The 21,825-nt window shown below is 71.8% G+C and carries 15 protein-coding genes; 5 read left to right on the top strand and 10 right to left on the bottom strand.

Going from position 1 to position 21,825, the window contains the following annotated elements; all coding sequences use genetic code 11:
- Positions 1-42 precede the first annotated feature (42 nt).
- Together ACFWUZ_RS14080 and ACFWUZ_RS14085 are read left to right on the top strand one after the other, a co-directional pair.
- Positions 43-975: an ABC transporter permease gene (locus tag ACFWUZ_RS14080; RefSeq protein WP_384371730.1), complete on the top strand. Its 933-nt coding sequence runs from the start codon at positions 43-45 to the stop codon at positions 973-975.
- A complete protein-coding gene (locus ACFWUZ_RS14085; RefSeq protein ID WP_384371732.1) occupies positions 968-1,753 on the top strand; it encodes an ABC transporter ATP-binding protein in 786 nt (261 codons plus the stop codon). Before ACFWUZ_RS14080 ends, ACFWUZ_RS14085 begins: the two co-directional genes overlap by 8 nt.
- Positions 1,754-1,891: 138 nt before the next feature.
- Here the strand turns inward: ACFWUZ_RS14085 and ACFWUZ_RS14090 are convergent, their stop codons facing one another.
- The 3 genes from ACFWUZ_RS14090 to ACFWUZ_RS14100 form a co-directional block, all read right to left on the bottom strand.
- Positions 1,892-6,871 (bottom strand): NAD-glutamate dehydrogenase, encoded by a 4,980-nt coding sequence (locus ACFWUZ_RS14090; protein ID WP_384371734.1) that lies wholly within the window; start codon positions 6,869-6,871, stop codon positions 1,892-1,894.
- Positions 6,872-7,227: 356 nt separating this feature from the next.
- The gene (locus ACFWUZ_RS14095; protein ID WP_384371736.1) at positions 7,228-7,899 is read right to left on the bottom strand and encodes an HAD family hydrolase; all 672 of its coding nucleotides are present in this window, start codon (positions 7,897-7,899) and stop codon (positions 7,228-7,230) included.
- A complete protein-coding gene (locus tag ACFWUZ_RS14100; protein ID WP_384371738.1) occupies positions 7,896-8,396 on the bottom strand; it encodes a DUF6912 family protein in 501 nt (166 codons plus the stop codon). The genes ACFWUZ_RS14095 and ACFWUZ_RS14100 overlap by 4 nt, the downstream gene beginning before the upstream one ends.
- Positions 8,397-8,720: 324 nt before the next feature.
- Here ACFWUZ_RS14100 and ACFWUZ_RS14105 point away from each other — a divergent pair, with 324 nt between their 5' ends.
- Positions 8,721-9,167: an Rv3235 family protein gene (locus ACFWUZ_RS14105; protein WP_384371740.1), complete on the top strand. Its 447-nt coding sequence runs from the start codon at positions 8,721-8,723 to the stop codon at positions 9,165-9,167.
- Positions 9,168-9,411: 244 nt separating this feature from the next.
- Here the strand turns inward: ACFWUZ_RS14105 and secA are convergent, their stop codons facing one another.
- On the bottom strand, positions 9,412-12,213 hold the full coding sequence (gene secA, locus ACFWUZ_RS14110; protein WP_384371742.1) for a preprotein translocase subunit SecA: 2,802 nt from the start codon (positions 12,211-12,213) through the stop codon (positions 9,412-9,414).
- 239 nt (positions 12,214-12,452) lie between these two features.
- Here secA and ACFWUZ_RS14115 point away from each other — a divergent pair, with 239 nt between their 5' ends.
- Positions 12,453-13,034 carry a GNAT family N-acetyltransferase gene (locus ACFWUZ_RS14115; protein WP_384371744.1) on the top strand — a complete coding sequence of 194 codons (582 nt, stop codon included), beginning with the start codon at positions 12,453-12,455 and terminating at the stop codon, positions 13,032-13,034.
- Positions 13,035-13,044: 10 nt separating this feature from the next.
- Entirely contained in the window at positions 13,045-14,238 is a 1,194-nt protein-coding gene (locus ACFWUZ_RS14120; RefSeq protein ID WP_384371746.1) for a winged helix-turn-helix domain-containing protein, read from the top strand.
- A 25-nt stretch (positions 14,239-14,263) separates the two neighbouring features.
- Here the strand turns inward: ACFWUZ_RS14120 and ACFWUZ_RS14125 are convergent, their stop codons facing one another.
- From ACFWUZ_RS14125 to mtrA, 6 genes are all read right to left on the bottom strand, one after another.
- Positions 14,264-15,016 (bottom strand): response regulator, encoded by a 753-nt coding sequence (locus ACFWUZ_RS14125; protein WP_384371748.1) that lies wholly within the window; start codon positions 15,014-15,016, stop codon positions 14,264-14,266.
- 190 nt (positions 15,017-15,206) lie between these two features.
- Positions 15,207-15,902 carry a ribosome hibernation-promoting factor, HPF/YfiA family gene (gene hpf / locus ACFWUZ_RS14130; protein WP_384371751.1) on the bottom strand — a complete coding sequence of 232 codons (696 nt, stop codon included), beginning with the start codon at positions 15,900-15,902 and terminating at the stop codon, positions 15,207-15,209.
- Positions 15,903-16,246: 344 nt separating this feature from the next.
- The gene (locus ACFWUZ_RS14135; RefSeq protein WP_384371753.1) at positions 16,247-16,984 is read right to left on the bottom strand and encodes a ComF family protein; all 738 of its coding nucleotides are present in this window, start codon (positions 16,982-16,984) and stop codon (positions 16,247-16,249) included.
- Positions 16,985-17,144: 160 nt separating this feature from the next.
- Entirely contained in the window at positions 17,145-18,944 is a 1,800-nt protein-coding gene (locus ACFWUZ_RS14140) for an LpqB family beta-propeller domain-containing protein (protein WP_384371755.1), read from the bottom strand.
- Positions 18,945-19,035: 91 nt separating this feature from the next.
- A complete protein-coding gene (gene mtrB / locus ACFWUZ_RS14145) occupies positions 19,036-20,988 on the bottom strand; it encodes an MtrAB system histidine kinase MtrB (RefSeq protein ID WP_384371757.1) in 1,953 nt (650 codons plus the stop codon).
- Position 20,989: 1 nt separating this feature from the next.
- On the bottom strand, positions 20,990-21,679 hold the full coding sequence (mtrA, locus tag ACFWUZ_RS14150) for a two-component system response regulator MtrA (protein WP_384371759.1): 690 nt from the start codon (positions 21,677-21,679) through the stop codon (positions 20,990-20,992).
- Between the last annotated feature and the right edge of the window lie 146 nt (positions 21,680-21,825).

Genomic DNA, 21,825 nt, shown 5'->3' on the forward strand with positions numbered 1-21,825 from the left:
CCCATCGTCGTATGCGCCCTGACCCCGGCGAAAGCGACCCTCGTGACCACCACGACCGCACCCCCGACCGCACCCCCGCAGCAGCGGCCCCCACAGCCCGCGACCTCCGCCGAGCGCGCGGCCCTCGCCGCCGCCCACGGCCTGACTCTGAGCGGCGCCCGCCCCACGCTCCCCCGCTACGTCGCGCAGCTCTGGGACCGCCGCCACTTCGTGACCGCGTACGCCACCGCGCGCATGCAGGCCACCTACAGCACGGCGAAGCTCGGCCAGGTCTGGCACCTGGTGACCCCGCTGCTCAACGCGGCCGTCTACTACTTCATCTTCGGCATCGTGATGAAGGCCAGCCACGACGTGCCGGACTACGTCCCCTTCCTGATCACCGGGGTCTTCGTCTGGGACTTCATCGGCAGCTCGGTCAACGCCGGCACCCGGGCCGTCCACAGCAATCTCGGCCTCGTCCGCGCCCTGCACTTCCCCCGGGCCGGCCTGCCCCTCTCCAGCGTCGTGCAGCTCTTCCAGCAACTGCTCGTCACCATGGGCGCCCTGGTCGTCCTGCTGCTCGCCTTCGGGCAGACCCCGAGCGCCTCCTGGCTGCTGGCCGTGCCCACCCTGTTCCTGATGGCCGTCTTCGCCGCCGGCTGCGCGATGGCCATGGCACGCATCGGCAGCAAGAACCCGGACGTCAGCCAGCTGATGCCCTTCGTCCTGCGCACCTGGATGTACTCCTCCGGGGTCATGTGGTCCATCGACCAGATCCTCAGGACGGACCACCTGCCGCACTGGGTCCTGGTGGTGCTCAAGCACAACCCCGCGGCCGTGTACATCGACCTGATGCGCTTCGCGCTGATCGACAGCTTCCCGGCGCATGCGCTCCCGGACCACGTCTGGCCCGTCGCCATCGGCTGGGCCCTGCTCGCCGGCATCGGCGGGTTCGTCTACTTCTGGAAGGCAGAGGAGGAGTACGGCCGTGGCTGACACCGTTGTCCGGACCCCCGTCAAGATCCCCACGGTGATCGCCGACGAGGTCCACGTCGTCTACAGGGTCCACGGTGGCGGCAGCCGCAAGGGCGGTGCCACCGCTGCCCTCAGCCGGGTCTTCTCCCGCGGGCCAGCCCCGGGCGTCCGCGAGGTGCACGCCGTGAAGGGCGTCAGCTTCACCGCGTACAAGGGCGAGGCGATCGGCCTCATCGGCTCCAACGGCTCGGGCAAGTCCACGCTGCTGGCCGCCATCGCCGGACTCCAGCCCGTGGCCCGCGGCAGGATCTACTCCCACGGCCGGCCGTCACTGCTCGGCGTGAACGCCGCCCTGATGAACGACCTGACCGGCGAGCGCAACGTCGTCCTCGGGGGCCTCGCGATGGGCATGACCCGGCAGCAGGTCCGCGAGCGCTACCAGGACATCGTCGACTTCTCCGGCATCGACGAGAAGGGCGACTTCATCTCCCTGCCCATGCGCACCTACTCCTCCGGCATGGGAGCCCGGCTGCGCTTCTCCATCGCCGCGGCCAAGGACCACGACGTCCTGATGATCGACGAAGCCCTGGCCACCGGCGACGCCGCCTTCCAGCGCCGCAGCCAGGCCCGCATCGAAGAACTCCGCGAGCGCGCGGGCACCGTCTTCCTCGTCAGCCACGGCATCAACACCGTCCGCGAGACCTGCGACCGCGCGATCTGGCTGGAGTCGGGCGTCCTGCGCATGGACGGCCCGTCCGACGAGGTCTGCGCCGCGTACGAGGCCTTCACCCGCCGCTAGGCCGGCGGCACCCCGCCCCGCCGGGCGGGGCCCCCACGCCCCCGTACCGACAGCAAGGCCCCGGCCCCCGGAACGTGTTCCGGGGGCCGGGGCCTTCGCTGCGAGCGGCCGAAGCGCAGCCGGAGCCGCAGGCGCGGGCTAGCTGTGCGTGCGCAGCAGGCTGCGCATCGTCCGCATCGCCACCGACAGGTTCGCCAGGTCGAAGTCGTCCGAGCCCCTGATCTCGTCCAGGGTCGTCCGGGCCCGGCCGATGATCGCCGCGTTCTTCTCCTCCCAGGCCTCGAAGCGCTCCTCGGGAGTCGAGCTGCCGTCGCCCACCGACAGCACGTCGGCGGTCAGGGCGGCGTGCGCCGCGAACAGGTCCTCGCGGATGGAGGCACGGGCCATCGACTGCCAGCGGTCGGCCCGCGGCAGCTCGATGATCCGGTCCATCAGCTGGGTGATGTCCAGGCGGTCGGCGAGGTCGTAGTACACCTCGGCGACGTCCAGCGGAGCCATGCCGGTGCGGTCCGCGATGGCCACGACGTCGAGCGTCGGGAAGGCGGAGGAGAAGCCGGCGACCTTGGCCGCCAGTTCCTCCGGCACGCCCTCGCCGATCAGCTCGTCCATGATCGACTGGTACCACTCCAGGTCCGCGCCCCGCACCAGCTTGGGCAGCTCGGCCCAGACGTGCCCGACCCGCTCCGCGAAGAAGTCGATGGTCCCGGTCATCTGGAGCGGCTGCGGCCGGTTGTTCAGCAGCCAGCGCGTACCGCGCTCGACCAGGCGCCGCGAGTGCAGCCGGATCCGGGTCTGGACACTGGCCGCGACCTTGTTGTCCAGCGCCTCGACCGCGTCCCACACCTCGGCCAGGCCGAAGATCTCGCGGGCCGCGAGCTGCGCCCGGACGATCTCCTCCGTGGAGGCTCCGGTCTCCTCGCGCAGGCGGTGCAGGAAGGTCGAACCACCGGTGTTGACGGTGTCGTTGACCAGGATGGTGGTGATGATCTCCCGGCGCAGCGCGTGCCCGTCGATCTGCTCGGGGAACTTCTCGCGCAGTGCGGACGGGAAGTACGCGAAGAGCAGGCGGCGCAGGTAGGGGTCGTCCGGGAGCCCGGTCGCGATCAGCTCGTCCGCCACCGTGATCTTGGTGTAGGCGAACAGGACGGCCAGCTCCGGCTGGGTCAGGCCCTTGCCGTTGCCGAGGAGTTCGCGGATCTGCCGGTCGGTGGGCAGGAACTCCAGCTGGCGGTCGAGCAGTCCGGCGCGCTCCAGGCGGCGCATGAAGCGCTGCTGGGCGTGGAGCAGGCTCGGGGCCTGGGCCGCACCGTTGGCGAGCGCGATGTTCTGCGCGTAGTTGTTGCGCAGCACCAGGTGTCCGACCTCGTCGGTCATCTCGGCGAGGAGCCGGTTGCGCTGCTTGAGGGTCATGTCGCCCTCGGTGACGAGCGCGTTGAGCAGGATCTTGATGTTCACCTCGTGGTCGGAGGTGTCCACGCCGGCGCTGTTGTCGATGGCGTCGGTGTTGACCTTGCCGCCCTCGCCGCCGGCGCCGGTCCGGGCGAACTCGATGCGGCCGAGCTGGGTCAGCCCCAGGTTGCCGCCCTCGCCGATGACCTTGGCCCGGACGTCCGAGCCGTTGACGCGGATGGCGTCGTTGGCCTTGTCGCCGACGTCGGCGTGCGTCTCGGCCGTCGCCTTGACGTACGTACCGATGCCGCCGTTCCACAGCAGGTCCACCGGGGCCTGGAGGATGGCCTTCATCAGGTCGGCGGGGGTCATCTTGGTGACGCCCGCCTCGATGCCGAGGGCCTCGCGGACGTGCGCGTTGACCGGGATGGCCTTCGCGCTGCGCGGGTGGATGCCGCCGCCCGCGGAGAGCAGCGAGGTGTCGTAGTCGGCCCACGAGGAACGCGGCAGCTCGAACAGCCGGCGGCGCTCGGCGTACGAGGTCGCCGCGTCCGGGGTCGGGTCGATGAAGATGTGCCGGTGGTCGAAGGCGGCGACGAGCCGGATGTGCTCGGAGAGCAGCATGCCGTTGCCGAAGACGTCACCGGACATGTCGCCGACACCGACGACCGTGAAGTCCTGGGTCTGGGTGTCGTGGCCGAGCTCGCGGAAGTGCCGCTTGACGGACTCCCAGGCGCCGCGGGCGGTGATGCCCATGCCCTTGTGGTCGTAGCCCGCGCTGCCGCCGGAGGCGAAGGCGTCGCCCAGCCAGAAGCCGTAGGCCTCGGCCACCCCGTTGGCGATGTCGGAGAAGGTCGCGGTGCCCTTGTCGGCGGCGACGACGAGGTAGGTGTCGTCCTCGTCGTGGCGGACCACGCCGGTGGGCGGCACGACCTCGCCCGCCACCAGGTTGTCGGTGATGTCGAGCAGCGCCGAGATGAAGATCTTGTACGAGGCGATGCCCTCGGCGAGCCAGGCGTCGCGGTCCACCGACGGGTCGGGCAGGTTCTTGGCGACGAAGCCGCCCTTGGCGCCGACCGGCACGATGACGGTGTTCTTGACCATCTGCGCCTTGACCAGGCCGAGGATCTCCGTACGGAAGTCCTCGCGGCGGTCGGACCAGCGCAGGCCGCCCCGGGCGACCTTGCCGAAGCGCAGGTGGACGCCCTCGACGCGCGGGGAGTACACCCAGATCTCGAAGGCCGGGCGCGGCGCCGGGAGGTCCGGGATGGCCTGCGGGTCGAACTTCATCGACACGTAGGAGTGCTGCTCGCCCGCCGAGTTCTGCTGGAAGAAGTTGGTGCGCAGCGTCGCCTTGATGAGGGTGAGGAAGGCCCGCAGGATGCGGTCCTCGTCGAGCGAGGCGACCTGGTCCAGGGCCCCGTCGAGCTCCTCCAGCATGGCGTCGACCAGTTCGCTGCCCGCGGCCTGGCGGCCGGGCGACATCCGCGCCTCGAAGAGCGAGATCAGCAGCCGGGTGGTGTGGACGTTGTTGCGGAGGGTGTCCTCCATGTAGTCCTGGCTGAAGGTGGAGCCGGCCTGGCGCATGTACTTGGCGTACGCGCGCAGGACGACGGCCTGGCGCCAGGTGAGGCCGGCGCTCAGCACCAGGCTGTTGAAGTTGTCGTTCTCCGCGTCGCCCTTCCAGACGGCGGCGAAGGCCTCCTGGAAGCGCTCGCGGGCGTCGTCGCCGAGGTAGTGGCTCGCCCCGGTGTCACCGTGCCCGGAGGAGACGGGCATCCGCAGGCCGAAGTCGTAGATCCAGGCGCTGACCCGGTCCGAGCGGCGCAGCTCGTACGGACGCTCGTCGGTGACCTCGACGCCGAGGCGCTGGAGCACCGGCAGGACCGCGGACAGCGAGACCTGCTCGCCGGTGCGGTAGATCTTGAACCGGCGCTCGCCGGGGGCCGCGCCGACCGGCTCGTACAGCGAGAGCGCGAACTCGCGGTCGCTGGCGGAGAGCCGCTCCAGGTGCACGAGGTCGGCCACGGCCGCGCGCGGCGAGTGGTCGGCCTTGTAGCCCTCGGGGAAGGAGTTGGAGTAGCGGCGCAGCAGCTCGGCGGCGCGCTCCTCGCCCAGTTCGGCGGTCAGGGCCTCTCCGAAGCCGTCGGCCCAGGAGCGGGCGGCCTCGACGAGGCGCCCCTCGATGCGCTCGACGTCCCGGTCGGTGAGGACGGGCAGTTCCTTGCCCTGCGGGACGCGGACGACGAAGTGGATGCGGGAGAGGATCGACTCGGTGTTCCAGGCGGTGAAGTCGACGCTGGTGCCGTCGAGCTCCTCCTTCAGGATGTCCATCAGGCGCAGCCGGACGCCGGTGGTGAACCGGTCGCGCGGCAGGTAGACGAGGGCCGAGTAGTAGCGGCCGTACTCGTCCTGGCGCAGGTACAGCCGCAGCCGGCGGCGTTCCTGGAGGTAGAGCACCGAGGTGACGATGGACTGGAGCTGGTCGACGGGCGTCTGGAACAGCTCGTCGCGCGGGTAGGTCTCCAGGATCTGCAGCAGGTCGCGGCCGTCGTGGCTGGACGGCGCGAAACCGGCCCGCTCCAGGACCTCGGCGACCTTGCGGCGGACGACCGGGACGCGGCGCACCGACTCGGTGTACGCGGCGGAGGAGAACAGGCCGAGGAAGCGGCGCTCGCCGACGACGTTGCCCTCGGCGTCGAACTTCTTGACGCCGACGTAGTCGAGGTAGGAGGGCCGGTGCACGGTGGAGCGGCTGTTGGCCTTCGTCAGCACCAGCAGGCGGTGCTCGCGGGCCTTGGCGCGGGCGTCGGCGGGCAGCCGGTTGAAGGACGGGGAGACCGGGTGGCCGTCGTCCTTGCCGCTGTGGTGCGGGTCGGAGCGCAGGATGCCGAGTCCGGTGCCGGGTACGGCCGCGAGGGCGTCTCCGTCGACGAGGTTGTACTCGCGGTAACCGAGGAAGGTGAAGTGGTCGTCGGCGAGCCAGCGCAGCAGCTCACGGGCCTCTTCGAGCTCGTACTCGCGCAGGTCGGGGGCGGTGGGCTCGTCCGGCAGCCCCTCGGCGATGCGCAGCGCGGCCTCGCGCATCTTCTCCCAGTCCTCGACGGACTCGCGCACGTCGGACAGGACGCGCTGGAGGTCGAAGGTGATCTGCTTGAGGTCGGCCTTGTCGGTCTCGCGGTCGATCTCGACGTGGATCCAGGACTCGACGAGGGAGTCGTGGGGGCGCGCGGTGACGGGGCCGTGCGCATCGCAGTCGGGGCCGAGGATCTCGATCAGCTTGCCGGTGATGTCACGGCGGACCACGACCTGCGGGTGGATCACGACGTGGATGCCGCGGCCCTGGCGGGACAGCTCGTTGGTGACGGAGTCCACGAGGAAGGGCATGTCGTCGGTGACCACCTCGACGACGGAGTGGCTGGAGGTCCAGCCGTTCTCCTCCACCGTGGGGGTGTGCACGCGCACCTTGGCGGTGCCCTGCGGCCGCTTCTCGGCGAGCCGGTAGTGCGAGAGCGCCCCACCGAACACGTCGACCGGGTCCCGGTCGAGGAGGTCCTCGGCGGCGGTGTGCAGGTAGTAGCGCTGGAGGTAGGCGAGCACCGTGTCCCGGTCGGGACGCTCCCCCTGCTCGGACCCAGTCGGAAGTAGCCCCCCGGCCGGGCTGTGCTCAGCTACCCGGGCCGCCCGTGCGAGCAGCTCGGCCTTTGCTTCGTCCAGCTTGGTCTGCATGTCCTCTGGCTCCTGTCGCGCGCCATTGCGTGACGTAGGTGAAGGAAGGAATGGCATATCGCCGCGATGCGGGGTGCGCGTTCGGAATCGACGCTATGCCGTCGAGTGAGCCGACCGGGAGGGAATCAGCCATGATCGGCAGGAGGTCCCGGCGGCAGGGATCAGCAAAAGCCCGGGCACGTCCGTGCGCCGGGCGCAGGCCGGGGGCTTCGGTGCCCCCGATGACTATCGCGCTGATCACGGGTACAAGGCTATCTCCCCGCACCCCCAGCCCGTCATGAGCTGTATGTGTACAAAACCGGGGGTGGAAGTTTGACACTCTGGACAGCGACGGGGCCGGGGTTCCGTGCCCGCCGCTATCCCGCCAGCTCGCGGGCCGTGCGGACGGCTTCGGCCAGGGAGTCCACGACGGGCACACCGGCTGATTCCAGACTGCTGCGGCTGTGCGAACCGCCCGTGTAGAGAACGGCCCGCGCGCCCACGTGCGCGGCGGCGAGCGCGTCGTCCACGGCGTCCCCGATGAGCACGGTACGGGCCGCGGACACCCCCGTCCCGTCCAGGGCGGCCATGTGACGCACGAGGTGCCCGGCCTTGGAGGTGTGCGAGGGGCCGGTCCGGCCGTCCACGCGCAGGAAGTACCGGTCGATGCCGTGGGTCCGCACCAGGGGTACGAGCTTGTCGTGGGGCGCCAGGGACAGCAGGGACTGGGTGAGCCCGTCCCGATCCCACCCCTGGAGCAGCTCCAGGGCGCCCTCGGCGAGTCCGGAGGCCTCGGCGGCGGCCCAGTAGTGGCGGTGGAAGGCCTCGTCCATGACGAGCCATTCCTCGTCGGTGGGCAGCCTTCCCATGAGCCGCTCGTAGAACAGCGGCACCGGTACGACGTACAGGTCGCGGTAGGTCGCCAGGGTGATCGGCGGGAAGCCCAGCTCGGCGAAGGAGGCGTTGGTCGCGACGATGACGGCATCGATGTCGTGCAGCAGCGTGCCGTTCCAGTCCCAGACGATGTGGGTGGGGTGCGCCGCCGTCACGTCAGCAGCCCCGGGATCTCCTGGACGCCGAACCACAGCAGCTCGTGGTCGTCGGCGCCGTCGACGGTGAACCGGGCGTCGTCGTCCCCGGCGTCGGCGGCGGCGAGCGCGCCCGCCGCCGCGGCGACGTCCTGCTCGGCGTCGTCGGCGTCCACGTGCACGGCGGCGGCCCCGGAGAGCCGTAGGGCGTCGGCGAGGCTCACCTGGCCGAGGCCGGCCTCGTCGTCCCCGGGGGTGGCGGTGGCGGCCTCGTCGGCGACGTCGAGGGCGACGACCACGCGCCGGCGGGGCGCGGCCGGGTCCTCGGCGATCAGGCGCAGGGAGGCGGCTGCGGCGCGGCCGAGGGCCGCGTACTCCAGCTCCTCGAGGTCGTCGGACACGTACCACTCGCGGAGCCCGGGGGTCACCGCGTACGCACGCAGCGGGGCGGGGCCCAGCTCACCCGCCTTGTGCGCCTCGGCGAGACCGGGGAGGGTCAGGGGGACGTACACGCGCATGGCCGGCTGCTTTCGGTAGTCGGAAACGTCCTCAGGATACGACCGCCCGCCGCGGCCCGGGGCGCCGACGGAGTGACGGCCCGCGTACCCCATCGGGCTGCCGCCCCGGCTCCGCCGCCCGTCCACCCCCGTACGTCCGCAGGCGGCTCCCGCGGGGCCCCGGGGGCGGCGGAGGGCCCCAGGGGCACCCGGATAGGTGAACCGGGCCGCCGGCCGGTACGGGGCCGCGGGCGGTTGCGGAGCGTGTGCGGCGGCCGTAGAAGATCCCCATCAAGTTACCGCCCGGTACCGACCGGGCCCGGCCTGTTCGGGGGCAGATCGCACATGGACACCACGACGCGCGGCACGATCGGCGGCGGCGCCGCACGCCGCGGACCCGGGGGCCCGTCCCGGACCCGGCCCGCGGGCCGACAGGACTCCCGGCGCCCGGGCGGCCCGCCGCGCGCGGCCCGCACCGGCCCCCACCACTGGTTCGCCGAGCGCCTCCTCGCGGTGGTGAGCGGCCGCCGCCCGGTGCATTCGCTCCTCGGCCACACCGTCGGCCCGGCCTACCAGCAGCTGGTCACCCTGGCCCCGGCGGACCCCCTCCGCGACCGCCTGCGCCCGGTGGTGCGCCAGTGCGGCCGCTTCATCCCCGGCCCCGGCGTCATCGAGGCCTTCGCCCGCATCGCGACGGGCGACCGCGTGACGGCGATGGCCTTCCGCCTGGAACAGGGCCCCGACCTCCGCTGGCGCTGCGCAGCAGTGGAAATCCAGGGCCCCCGCCCATGACCGCCGTGAACCCCGGGGCCGAAGGCCCGGGGGCCCGGCAACGGCGCCGCACGGGGCCCCACCCGCCAGCCCCAGCCCCCGAACCCGCCCTGTCCGGGCCCGCCGGCGTTCGAGGCGCGGGGGCCCGGGGGCGGCGCCCCCGGGCAACGGCGCCGCACGGGCGGCCCGCCCCGCCCCGCGCAACGGCCGGGGCCGGACACCGTGAAGGTGCCCGGCCCCGGCCGTGAGATAGACCCCAGCGGGGTCACTTCTTGCGGCGACGCCCGCCTGAGGCCTTCTGCGCCTTGCGGCGCTCCGCCCGCGTCATCCCGTCGCCGTCACCGGCGGAGCCGTTCTCGAAGTCGCCCTCGACCACACCGCCCTCACCGTCGACGGTCGGCGCCGAGAAGTGCAGCCGGTCCGGCCGCTGCGGAGCCTCCAGCCCCTTGGCCCGGATCTCCGGACGGGAGCCGGCCGGGGCGGGCTCCTTCGTCAGGGACGGCGCCGCGTCCTGCACCAGGACCTCCTCGACCTGCTGCTCGACCTGGACCTCCAGGTTGAACAGGTAGCCGACGGACTCCTCCTTGATGCCGTCCTGCATGGCGTTGAACATGTCGAAGCCCTCGCGCTGGTACTCGACCAGCGGGTCCTTCTGGGCCATCGCCCGCAGGCCGATGCCCTCCTGCAGGTAGTCCATCTCGTACAGGTGCTCACGCCACTTGCGGTCCAGCACCGACAGCACCACGCGCCGCTCCAGCTCGCGCATGATCTCCGAGCCGAGCGTCTTCTCGCGCGCCGCGTACTGCTCGTGGATGTCGTCCTTGACGGACTCCGCGATGAACTCGGCGGTGATGCCCGCCCGGTCGCCCGCGGCCTCCTCCAGCTCCTCGATGGTGACCTTCACCGGGTAGAGCTGCCGGAAGGCGCCCCACAGGCGCTCCAGGTCCCACTCCTCGGCGAAGCCCTCGACCGTCTCGGCCGCGATGTACGCGTCGATCGTGTCGTCCATCATGTGGCGCACCTGGTCCTGCAGGTCCTCGCCCTCGAGCACCCGGCGGCGCTCGCTGTAGATGACCTCGCGCTGGCGGCTGAGGACCTCGTCGTACTTCAGGACGTTCTTGCGCGTCTCGAAGTTCTGGGTCTCCACCTGCGACTGGGCCGACGCGATCGCACGCGTCACCATCTTGTTCTCGATCGGCACGTCGTCGGGCACGTTGGCCATCGCCATGACGCGCTCCACCATCTGCGCCTTGAACAGCCGCATCAGGTCGTCGCCCAGCGACAGGTAGAACCGGGACTCGCCCGGGTCGCCCTGTCGGCCGGAACGGCCGCGCAGCTGGTTGTCGATACGGCGCGACTCGTGGCGCTCGGTGCCCAGCACGTACAGCCCGCCGAGCTCCTTGACCTCCTCGAACTCGGCCTTCACGGCCGCCTCGGCCCGGGTGAGCGCCTCGGGCAGGGCGTGCGCCCACTCCTCGATGTGCTCCTCCGGGTCCAGGCCGCGCTGGCGCAGCTCGGCCTCGGCGAGGTCGTCCGGGTTGCCGCCGAGCTTGATGTCGGTACCGCGGCCGGCCATGTTGGTGGCGACGGTGACGGCGCCGCGGCGGCCGGCCTGGGCGACGATCGTCGCCTCACGGTCGTGCTGCTTGGCGTTGAGGACCTCGTGCGGGATGCCGCGCTTGGAGAGCTGCTGGGAGAGGTACTCGGACTTCTCGACCGACGTCGTACCGACGAGGATCGGCTGGCCCTTCTCGTGCTTCTCCGCGATGTCGTCGACGACGGCGGCGAACTTCGCGACCTCGGTCCGGTAGATCAGGTCCGGCTGGTCCTTGCGGACCATGTCGCGGTTGGTCGGGATCGGGACGACACCGAGCTTGTAGATCTGGTGGAACTCGGCGGCCTCGGTCATGGCCGTACCGGTCATGCCCGACAGCTTCGAGTAGAGGCGGAAGAAGTTCTGCAGGGTGATCGTGGCGAGGGTCTGGTTCTCGTCCTTGATGTCCACCCCTTCCTTCGCCTCGATCGCCTGGTGCATGCCCTCGTTGTAGCGGCGGCCGGCGAGGATACGGCCGGTGTGCTCGTCGACGATCATGACTTCGCCGTCGATGACGACGTAGTCCTTGTCGGCCTTGAACAGTTCCTTCGCCTTGATGGCGTTGTTCAGGTAGCCGACGAGCGGGGTGTTCACCGACTCGTAGAGGTTCTCGATGCCGAGCCAGTCCTCGACCTTCGCGACACCCGACTCGTGGATGGCGACGGTCCGCTTCTTCTCGTCGACCTCGTAGTCGCCGGTCTCCTCGATGCCCTTGAGCGGCTGGCCGGCCTCGCCCTTGGTCAGGCGGGTGACCAGCTTCGCGAAGTCGCCGTACCACTTGGTGGCCTGGTCGGCCGGGCCGGAGATGATCAGCGGCGTACGGGCCTCGTCGACGAGGATCGAGTCGACCTCGTCGACCACGGCGAAGTTGTGGCCGCGCTGGACGAGCTCGTCCTGGGACCACGCCATGTTGTCGCGCAGGTAGTCGAAGCCGAACTCGTTGTTCGTTCCGTACGTGATGTCGCAGTTGTACTGCTCGCGGCGCTGCGCCGGCGACATGTTCGCCAGGATGCAGCCGACCTCCAGGCCGAGGAACTTGTGCACCCGGCCCATCAGCTCGGAGTCGCGCTCGGCGAGGTAGTCGTTCACCGTGATCAGGTGGACGCCCTTGCCGGACAGCGCGTTCAGGTACGCCGGGAGCGTGCCGACGAGGGTCTTGCCCTCACCGGTCTTCATCTCGGCGACGTACCCGAGGTGCAGCGCGGCGCCACCCATGATCTGGACGTCGTAGTGCCGCTGGCCGAGGACGCGCTTCGCGGCCTCGCGCGTGGTCGCGAAGGCCTCGGGCAGCAGGTCGTCCAGGCTCTCGCCGTCCTGGAAGCGCTGCTTGTACTCGTCCGTGAGCGCACGCAACTCGGCGTCGGAGAGGTTGACGAAGTCCTCTTCGATGGAGTTGACCTGGTCCGCGATGCGGTGCAGTTTGCGCAGGATCTTGCCTTCGCCTGCACGCATGAGCTTGTTGAAGACGGACACCGAGGTTTGTCTCCTTGCCGGTCGGGCCTGAGCACTGTACGTACACGGGCACGGCAGGTGGGCCCCACCGCAACGGCCATCGTAAGCGAGGACGTGGTCGCGTCGGGAGGTCCGCCGTACCGCCGGGGCACGCGCGCCCGGAATGAGAACGTACGGGGGACCGGGAAGGTGCCGCGCTTCAGCTCCGCGATTCCGGAAAACCCCTCGCCCCGGCCGCGGACCGCCACCAGAATCCGTTCATGGAGCCCACCACCCTGAGCACGGAACGCCTGGACATGCGGCCTTTCGGCCCGCCGGACGAGGACGAGGTCCACGCCGCCGCGCAGGACCCCGGCATCCAGCGCTGGACCACGGTCCCGTCCCCGTACGAGCGCTCGCACGCCCGCGCCTTCGTCAGCGAGGCCGTCCCCGGCGGCTGGCGCGACGACACCGCGTACAGCTTCGCCGTGCGCCTGGGGCCCGGCGGCCCGCTGGTCGCGGCCCTCGGCGTGCACCGGCGCGACGCCGGGGCGTTCGAGATCGGCTACTGGACGGTCCGCGAACACCGCGGCCAGGGGTACATGACCGAGGCCGTGGAGGCCGTCGCCCGCTGGGCCTTCACCGAGCTGGGCGCCGTACGGCTGGAATGGCGGGCCGAGGTCGGCAACACCGGCTCGCGGGCCGTCGCCGAGAAGGCCGGCTTCCGCATGGAGGGCCTGCTGCGCGCGGCCGTGCTCAGGAACGGCACCGTCCGGGACTCCTGGGTGGGCGGCCTGCTCCCCTCGGACCTCGGCCTGACGCCCGCCCTGGCGTACCTGCCCGCTGTCGGTGGCGGGCTCTAGGCTGCCGGGCATGACCGAGCCCGTGCCCAGCCTGCCGCAGTCGGCCCTCTCCCTGTCCGCCGACGAGGCCCGGCGCATCGCCCTGCGCGCCCAGGGGTTCATCGGGGCTCCCGACCGGCGCGCGGGGGTCCGCGGGGTGCTGCGCCACCTGGGCGCCGTACAGCTGGACACGATCTCGGTCCTGGCCCGGTCGCACGAGCTGATCCCGTACGCCCGCCTCGGCGCGGTCGGCCGCGGCGCGGTGGAGTCGGCGTACTGGTCGGACCGCCACGCCTTCGAGTACTGGTCGCACGCGGCCTGCATCCTCCCCGTCGAGGAGTGGCCGCACTTCGCCTTCCGCCGCCGCGCCCGCCGGGCGCGCGGCCACCGCTGGCACGTCCTGCAGGACAAGGACCGCTCCACGCGGGCCGTCCTGGACCGCCTGAGGGCCGACGGCCCGCTGACCTCCACCGAGCTGGGCGGCGCCAAGAACGGCGGCGAGTGGTTCGAATGGTCCGAGACCAAGATCGCCGTGGAGTGGCTGCTCGACACCGGCGAGGTGGTGTGCGGCGAGCGGCGCGGCTGGAAGCGGGTGTACGACCTGCCCGAGCGAGCCGTTCCGGACGCGCTGCTCCACGACGACCTGGACGACCGCGAGTGCCTGCGCCGTCTCGTCACCCTGGCCGGCCGCTCCCTCGGCGTCGGCACCCGCGCCGACATCGCCGACTACCACCGCCTGGCCGGCGCGCAGGTCGACTCGGTGATCGCGGACTCCGGGCTGGTCCCGGTCGAGGTCGAGGGCTGGTCCAAGCCCGCGTGGGCGGATCCGGCGGCGCTGGCGACGGTCCCCCGGGGACGCCACCGCACCACGCTGCTCTCGCCGTTCGACTCGCTCGTCTGGGACCGGCCGCGCACGGAGCGGATCTTCGGCTTCACGCACCGGCTGGAGGCGTACGTCCCCAAGCCCAGGCGGATACACGGGTACTTCGCGATGCCGCTGCTGGCGGGCGGGCACCTCCAGGGCCGCGTCGATCCGGGCCGCGAGGGCAGCACGCTGGTCGCCCGTCAGCTCTCCCTGGAGACTCCCCGGGCCGCCGCCGCCATGGCCGAGGCCCTGTGGGAGGCCGCCCGCTGGGTGGGGTGCGAGGAGGTGCGGGTGGAGCGCGCCGGTTCCGCCGCGGAGGCGGCGGCCGTCACGGCGGAACTCCGCGCCCGGCGCCCCTGAAGGCGCTCCCGGCGGACCCGAGCCGTCAGCGGATCTCCAGGATCTTCTCCCGCATCGCGTAGACCACGGCCTCCATCCTGGAGTGCAGCTGGAGCTTCTCCAGGATGTTGCGCACGTGGTTCTTCACGGTGTTCTCGGAGATGAACAACTGCTTGGCGATGTCACGGTTGTTCATGCCCGTCGCCACCAGCTTCAGGACCTCCAGCTCCCGGTCCGTCAGCCTCGGCGCCGGCACCAGTCGCCGCTCGTCCGTGCGCTGGATCATCGACTTGAACTCGGTGAGCAGCTTCGACGCCATCGAGGGGCTGATCTGCGACTGGCCGTCGGCCACCGCCCGGATCGCCGTGGCCACCTCGTCCGTGGAGATCTCCTTGAGCAGGTATCCGGTCGCGCCCGCCTTGATCGCGTCGTAGAGGTCGGCCTCCTCGTCGCTGATCGTCAACATGATGATCTTCGCGGAGGGTGCCACCTCCTTGATCGAGGTGCACGCTTCGATACCGCCGCGCCGTGGCATCCGCACGTCCATCAGGACGATGTCCGGCAGCAGGTCCGCCGCCTTGTCGACCGCCTCCGCGCCGTCCCCCGCCTCGCCGACGACCTGGATGTCCTCCTCCTGCGCGAGGACGATCTCCAGTCCTCGCCGGAAGAGCGCGTGGTCGTCGACCACGAGCACCCGGATGGGTTCCCCGGCGGGTGCCTCCGCGGGCCCGGCCGCCGGGTCCGCCTCACGGGAGCCCGCGCCGCCGTCACCGCGTACCGGCCCGAAGCTGTCCGCCATGGTTCCTCCCCCTGCATGTGCCGAACTGCCGGGCCAACCGGAAGGAACTCGCCGCCGGTTGACTGCCCGCCATGATTCCATGCCCGCACCACGGCGCGGGGGCCCGCCGGTCACCGGCTGGCGCATACCCGCTCATGCAGGTGCCCCTGCGGGCGCCTCGGCGTCCCGCAGGGGCAACGAAACGGCGTGCTCAGCCGCCGAGCGCCCCGCCGGCACCACCGCGCGGTTCCTCAGAGCTGGAGGCCCCGTCCGGATTCACATGGATGACGCCGTAGTCGTAGGCGTGACGCCGGTAGACGACGCTGGGCAGCTTCGTGTCGGAGTCGACGAACAGGTAGAAGTCGTGGCCGACCAGTTCCATTTCGTAGAGGGCCTGGTCGAGCGACATGGGTGCGGCCGAGTGGGTCTTCTCGCGGACGATGAGCGGGCCTTCGCCCTGCACTTCCAGCGATCCGATCCTCGTGGTCGGAACCGCGTCCGCCTTCTCCTCGGAGACCACCTCTCCGCTGCCGTTCAGATGCGCGGCGTCCGGGACCACGTCGGCGACCTCCGCCGCCGGGATGCGTCCGCTGCCACGCCGCGTGTGGCGCTTGTCGTGCTGCTTGCGCAGCCGGGCCTCCAGCTTGTCCTGTGCCAGGTCGAGCGCCGCGTAGGGGTCCGCGGCGGCGGCCTCGGCACGGATGACCGGGCCCCGCGAATGCAAGGTGATCTCCACGCGGTCGGAACGGTCGGCCTGGCGCGGGTTGTGCTCCTTGGACACCTCGACGTCCAAGCTGATCACCTTGGCGTCGAGCTTCTGGATCCGCTCCGGATTCAGCTTCTCGGCCACGTGCTTGCGGAACCGGTCGGGCACCTCGGTCTTGCGGCCCTTGACGACGATGTCCACGCAGATCTCCGTTCCCGGATAGCTCCGCCCCACGGGCGAAGCGTCTCCCTTTCGCACCAGACTCCGATGAACACCGGAGCCCCGGACTTGGCGACTTCCACCTCCTCCTCCCCCATCGGCAAGATCTGCACCCCACCGACTTCGGAGTCGAGAGACAGCCTCCTGACACGAAGATTTCCAAAAACTGCGATCCGATGCGTGGGGCCCAAGGTTCGCCAGTTCCTCACAACCGAACATATCTCTCAATGACGGTTGACGGCACCCGCTACCGGAACGTACCTCCGTTCAGGTGGCTGTTCCCTCTTACTACCTGCAACGATGGGCCTTCCCCTCAAGTTCCGAACCTATTCACAAGATTTCTGCCCTCTGCTTGTCGCCGACCGGATCTGTACGAACGAGCCTGCCGCCGCGGCCACCACCGCCGCGCGCACCGGGGCGCCCCGCGCCAGCCCCGCGGCCCGCACCGCCCGCGCCGCCTCCGCGAGCGTGGCTCCGGTGGTCATCACGTCGTCCACCAGCACGATCCGGGCCCCGGCCGTCACCCGCGTCCCGTCCCGGCACACCTCCAGCGCCCCCGCGAGGTTCTCCCGGCGCTGTCTCGCCCCCAGTCCCGCCTGGTCGGCCACCGCCCGCCGCTGCCGCAGGACGGGCGCCACCCGGGCGGGCACACCGGCCCGCCGCAGCCGCGCCGCGGCGGCCAGCGCGATCCTGCGCGCCGGATCGTGCCCGCGCGCCCGGACCTGCCGCCGCGCCGAGGGCACCGGCACCAGCGCCACCTCCCCGCCCGCCCCCGCCAGGGCCGGGCGGACCGCGGCCGCCAGCGCCGTGCCCAGCCGTCCGGCCAGCGGCAGCGCCCCGCGCTCCTTGTGCGCCAGTACGACGGCCCGCACGGCCCCCTCGTACACGGCGGCCGCATGCACCGCGGGCAGCCCCCGGGGCGGCGGAGAGGGCCGCACCGGGCCCGCGGACGCCCCGCTCAGCGCATCCCGGCAGACGGCGCACAGCAGCACCCGGGCGGCCCCGCACCCGGCGCAGTCGACCGGCAGCACCAGCCCGGCGAGCTCCTGCCACCACCCCCGCATGGCTCCACTCTCCCGGGCCGGGCCAAGGCCCGCCACCCCTGTGGACGACGGCGCGCGACCCCCGCCGGGGCAGGAGCCCCGGCCGGCGCACCGGCCACCGCCGGGCCGCGACCACCGGCGGCGCGACCGTCGGCCACGCGCCGCCGCAGGCCTCCGCGCCTCAGCCCGGATAGACCGGAGCCCGCCCGTCCGCCGCCACCGTGCGCCACTGCGCCCCCGGCGGCAGCCACACGATCCCGTCGTCCTCCAGGTACGCCACCACCGGCCCGGGCTTCGCCTCGTCCTCCGAGGCCGCGACCTCGATGAGCCCGGTGGCTCCGGGCAGGCTCCCCGCGACCATCGAGCCGTCCGCCAGCATGTAGCGGGCCTGACGGACCCCGCGGCTCTCCCGGCCCACCACCAGCAGCCGCCCCCGGGGCGCCCAGCTCATCGCGGTCACCTCGGCCATCTGGGGGGCCGCCGGGCGCAGCTCGCGCACGGACACCGCCGAGAGGTCCCCCTTCACGTCGGGCCGTTCGATCCGCCCGATGAAGAGGTTCTTGCGGCTGCCGTCGCGTTCCACCAGCAGCGCGATCCGCACCCCGTCGGAGGAGACCCTCAGCGAGGTGATCCGCCCGCCGTCGAGCCCGGCCACCTGCACCTTCTGGGCGATCCCGGTCGCCGCCGGCACCCGCCACAGCCCCGCGTGCTGCGGATCCCGGTCCGCGACCCACACGTCACCCGCCGCGTCGAAGCTGGGCGAGCTCAGCCCGTTCAGCTTGCTGCCCTTGCTGGTCACCGCCACCGGCGGCATGGCCCCGCTGGCCGACAGCGGGACGACGTACAGGCCGCGCCCCTCGTCGGAGACGACCGCGGCCCGCCGCTCGTCGTGCGACACGGCCGCCGCTTCCGTCTTGAAACCGGCGGGCAGCGGCATCGGCACCCGTTCGGCCTGCGCCTGCTGGTCCTCGCTGGTGACGTCGAGCTTCATCCGGACCAGCCGGCTCTCGCTGTCGACGTAGTACTGGTACTCGGGCCCGCGGACCCGGTTCGCGATCCCCGCCGCGGCTGCCTCGGTCACCACGCACAGCGAGGAGGACTTGGCGTCGGAGCGCAGCAGTTCGACCCGCTCCAGCCGGGAGGCCGTCAGCTCCTTGACCGTGTACAGGAGTTGGGTGGCCATCTTCTGGCACTGCGGCTGCGTGACGTTGTCGGCCTTGTCGTTCAGCGGCACCCGCAGCGTGTTCTGGCCGTCGTACGAAAGGGACTTGGTGCCCGGGCGCAGCTCCGTCCCGGTGGGGAAGCTGGAGGCCACGACGGGTCCGAGCCACTTGGACGGCCCGGCGAGCAGCGACTGCACGGTCTGCGTGGTGGGGTCCATCCGCGACTCGGGATCGCTGCGCTGACGCACGTACACCTGGTCGGCGACGAGCGTGCCGCCCGCGAAGTAGTACTTGTTGACCGGCATGTAGATGCGCTGGAAGTCGGACTCGCTGAGCACGAGGCTGTTCGGCGGGGACGCGATCCGCCACTGCTTGTTCTCCTGGACGAGCTGGAGGTACTCCTCGTACTGCCCGCCGCCGGTCTCCGGCTGGTAGGCGCTGCGCTCGTCCACCGTCGCGAGCTTCCTGCCCGTCACCTTCCAGCGGGGGCCCGACGGGTCCTTCTCACCCTGCACCGACCGCCGGTCGAGGCCGGCGGAGAGCACGGTGACGGCCGAGCCGGGCTTCCAGCTCTCCGCGGCCTCCTCGGTGAGGTACTGGCGTGCCGTCTCCAGCTGCGGGTCGTCGCTGGTCATGGCTTCCAGGAAGCCGTCGACGATCTCGGCCGCGCTGGCCTTGTCGGCCGGCGGCACGCTGAACACCCGCACCTGGGAGTCCACGCCCTGCGAGGCCTCCAGCGGGCGGATCTCGCCGTGGTCGGGCATGGAGGCGCAGCCGGCCAGCAGCATGCCGGCCAGCCCGAAGACGGACGCCCGCACGGTCCGCGGGCGCCTCCCCCGCGGACGCGGTTCCGCCCGTCGGCCCCGCCCGGTCCCCGCCCGCGAACTCCCCGCCCGCACGCCCATGGGCTCAGCCTCCATCGGCTCCTCGGTCCTCCTGTGCTGACTGCTCGGCCGGCCGGGCCACCACCCGGGCCCCGCTGCCCGGCAGGGCCGTGGGGTCGGCGGGTACGGGCGGCGCCTGGGCCGCCGGCGGCCGGGGCGGTATCGGCGGTATCGGCGACCGGTCGCCGCCCTCCGCCGGCCCGCGGCCCGCCGCGCTGCCCGCGGCCTCCGCGGCGGCCCGGGCCCGGTTGCCCCGCGAGTCCTCGGGCTCCAGCGGGATGGGCGAGCCCCGCAGCGGCTCGTCGGCGGTGCGCGGCAGGGTGAGGCGGAACTGCGAGCCGCCGCCGGGCTCCCCCCAGGCCTGGAGCCAGCCGCCGTGCAGCCGGGCGTCCTCGACGGCGATGGACAGGCCCAGGCCGGTCCCGCCGGTGGTGCGGGCCCGCGCCGGGTCGGCCCGCCAGAAACGGTTGAAGACGCGGGTGGCCTCACCGGGCTTGAGGCCCACGCCGTAGTCCCGTACGGCGATGGCGACGGCCCCGCCCGCGGAGGCGAGGCGGACCACCACGTCGCGGCCCTCTCCGTGCTCCACGGCGTTGACGACGAGGTTGCGCAGCACCCGCTCCACGCGCCGCGAGTCCGCCTCGGCGATGACGGGCTGGGTGTCGCCCAGCACACGGATCCGGGTGCCCTTGTGCTCGGCGAGGGGCTCGGCCCCGTCGATGACGCGGTGCACGACGTCGCGCAGGTCGATGGGCTCGGCCTCCAGGGCGGCGGCGCCCGCGTCGAAGCGGCTGATCTCCAGCAGGTCGGAGAGCAGCGACTCGAACCGGTCGAGCTGCCCGGCGAGCAGTTCGGCGGAGCGCGCGGTGACCGGGTCGAAGTCGACCCGGGCGTCGTGGATGACGTCCGCGGCCATCCGTACGGTCGTCAGCGGGGTCCGCAGCTCGTGCGAGACGTCCGAGACGAAGCGGCGCTGCATCCGCGACAGCTCCTCCAGCTGCTGGATCTTGTTCTGGAGGTTCTGCGCCATCTTGTTGAAGGCTTCGCCCAGCCGTGCGATGTCGTCCTCGCCGGTGACCTTCATCCGCTCCTGGAGCCGCCCGTCGGAGAGCCGCTCGGCGATCCCGGCGGCCATCCGTACGGGGGTGACGACCTGGCGCACGACCAGCCAGGCGATGCCTCCGAGCAGGACGACGACGAACAGGCCGGCGGTGGAGATGGTGACCTTGACCAGGTTGAGGGACTCCTCCTCCTGGGTCAGCGGGAAGAGGTAGTACAGGTCGTACGGTTCCCCGTTGATGTCGGTGAGCCGCTTGCCCACGACCAGTGCGGGCTCGGGCGCCTTCTCCCCGGCCCCGGCGGTGTACCGGATCTGCGAGAACGTCTTGAAGGCCCCGGTGGCGTGGTTCACGGCCTGGCGCAGCTCGACCGGGACGCTCGCGGTCGGGTCGACGTTGCCGGACGCACGGGCTCCGCGGACGCCCAGGGCATTGGGACCGAGCTGCTCCACCCCGGTGCCCGCGCCGAGCGCCACCACCTCGAAGGCCGTCTGGCCACCACTGGCGAGCTGCTTGACGAGCGAGTTCATCCAGGTGCTCGCGTCGCGGCCGACCTTGTTGTCGGTGGCGTCGGGCCCGTCGGCCGTCGCCGGGGTGTTGGCCTTCTCCTGTGCGACCGCGAACCCGCCCGCGGCCTGGCTCTGCGCGGCCTCCTCCTTGGCGTCGAGGAGGCCCTCGCTGACCTGGGCGATGACGACGAAGCCGAGCGCGAGGACCACGGCCAGCGATATCAGCAGCGTGGCGGCGACCACCCGGAGCTGGATGTTGCGCCGCCACAGCCGGACAGCCGGAAGCAGCGGCCGGCGCCCGAGGCGCACGAACAGCCGCAGCACACGGCCGGCGGGAGCCCCCTCCTGGAGCAGCCGGCCGCCCCGCAGGAGAGCCCGGCGCGAACCGCCCCGGTCCCGGCCGTGCTGCACGTCAGCTGGGTCCGGCCTTGTAGCCGACACCGCGCACCGTCACGACGATCTCGGGGCGCTCCGGGTCCTTCTCGACCTTGGAGCGCAGGCGCTGCACGTGCACGTTCACCAGGCGGGTGTCCGCGGCGTGCCGGTAGCCCCAGACCTGCTCCAGCAGCACCTCACGGGTGAAGACCTGCCAGGGCTTGCGCGCGAGGGCGACCAGCAGGTCGAACTCGAGCGGCGTCAGGGCGATGGAGGCACCGTCCCGCTTGACCGAGTGCCCGGCCACGTCGATGACGAGGTCACCGATGGCCAGCTGCTCGGGGGCGGGCTCCTCCGACCGGCGCAGGCGGGCCCGGATGCGGGCCACCAGCTCCTTCGGCTTGAACGGCTTGACGATGTAGTCGTCGGCACCGGACTCCAGACCCACCACGACGTCCACCGTGTCGCTCTTGGCCGTGAGCATGACGATGGGCACCCCGGACTCGGCCCTGATCAGCCTGCACACCTCTATGCCGTCCCTTCCGGGCAGCATGAGGTCGAGCAGTACCAGATCCGGCTTCGCCTCCCGGAAGGCAGCCAGTGCCTTGTCACCGTCCGCTACGAACGACGGCTCAAAACCTTCTCCACGCAGCACAATGCCGAGCATCTCGGCCAGCGCGAGGTCGTCGTCGACGACAAGGACGCGTCCCTTCATGGTTGACATCATCCCATTAGCTAATCGTTACCTGGCGGTGAGCTGCCCCACAGCCAAAAGGGCTGGAAATCGCCCCTCGGACCTGCGTGGAGATCAGGTCGACCAGTCTGCCCCGGATCCGGGTGACAATTGAAGGTACGGGCTGCCGGGGATCCGGG

The sequence above is a fragment of the Streptomyces sp. NPDC058646 genome (assembly GCF_042716875.1).
Lineage (GTDB): Bacteria > Actinomycetota > Actinomycetes > Streptomycetales > Streptomycetaceae > Streptomyces.

Bases quoted from the DNA above. Each gene is read 5' to 3' on its own strand.
- ACFWUZ_RS14100 (WP_384371738.1), bottom strand. From the start codon at position 8,396: ATGCGCGTGTACGTCCCCCTGACCCTCCCCGGTCTCGCCGAGGCGCAC.
- ACFWUZ_RS14115 (WP_384371744.1), top strand. From the start codon at position 12,453: ATGGAGCCCACCACCCTGAGCACGGAACGCCTGGACATGCGGCCTTTC.
- ACFWUZ_RS14120 (WP_384371746.1), top strand. From the start codon at position 13,045: ATGACCGAGCCCGTGCCCAGCCTGCCGCAGTCGGCCCTCTCCCTGTCC.
- ACFWUZ_RS14125 (WP_384371748.1), bottom strand. From the start codon at position 15,016: ATGGCGGACAGCTTCGGGCCGGTACGCGGTGACGGCGGCGCGGGCTCC.
- mtrA (WP_384371759.1), bottom strand. From the start codon at position 21,679: ATGATGTCAACCATGAAGGGACGCGTCCTTGTCGTCGACGACGACCTC.
- ACFWUZ_RS14090 (WP_384371734.1), bottom strand. From the start codon at position 6,871: ATGCAGACCAAGCTGGACGAAGCAAAGGCCGAGCTGCTCGCACGGGCG.
- ACFWUZ_RS14105 (WP_384371740.1), top strand. From the start codon at position 8,721: ATGGACACCACGACGCGCGGCACGATCGGCGGCGGCGCCGCACGCCGC.
- ACFWUZ_RS14135 (WP_384371753.1), bottom strand. From the start codon at position 16,984: ATGCGGGGGTGGTGGCAGGAGCTCGCCGGGCTGGTGCTGCCGGTCGAC.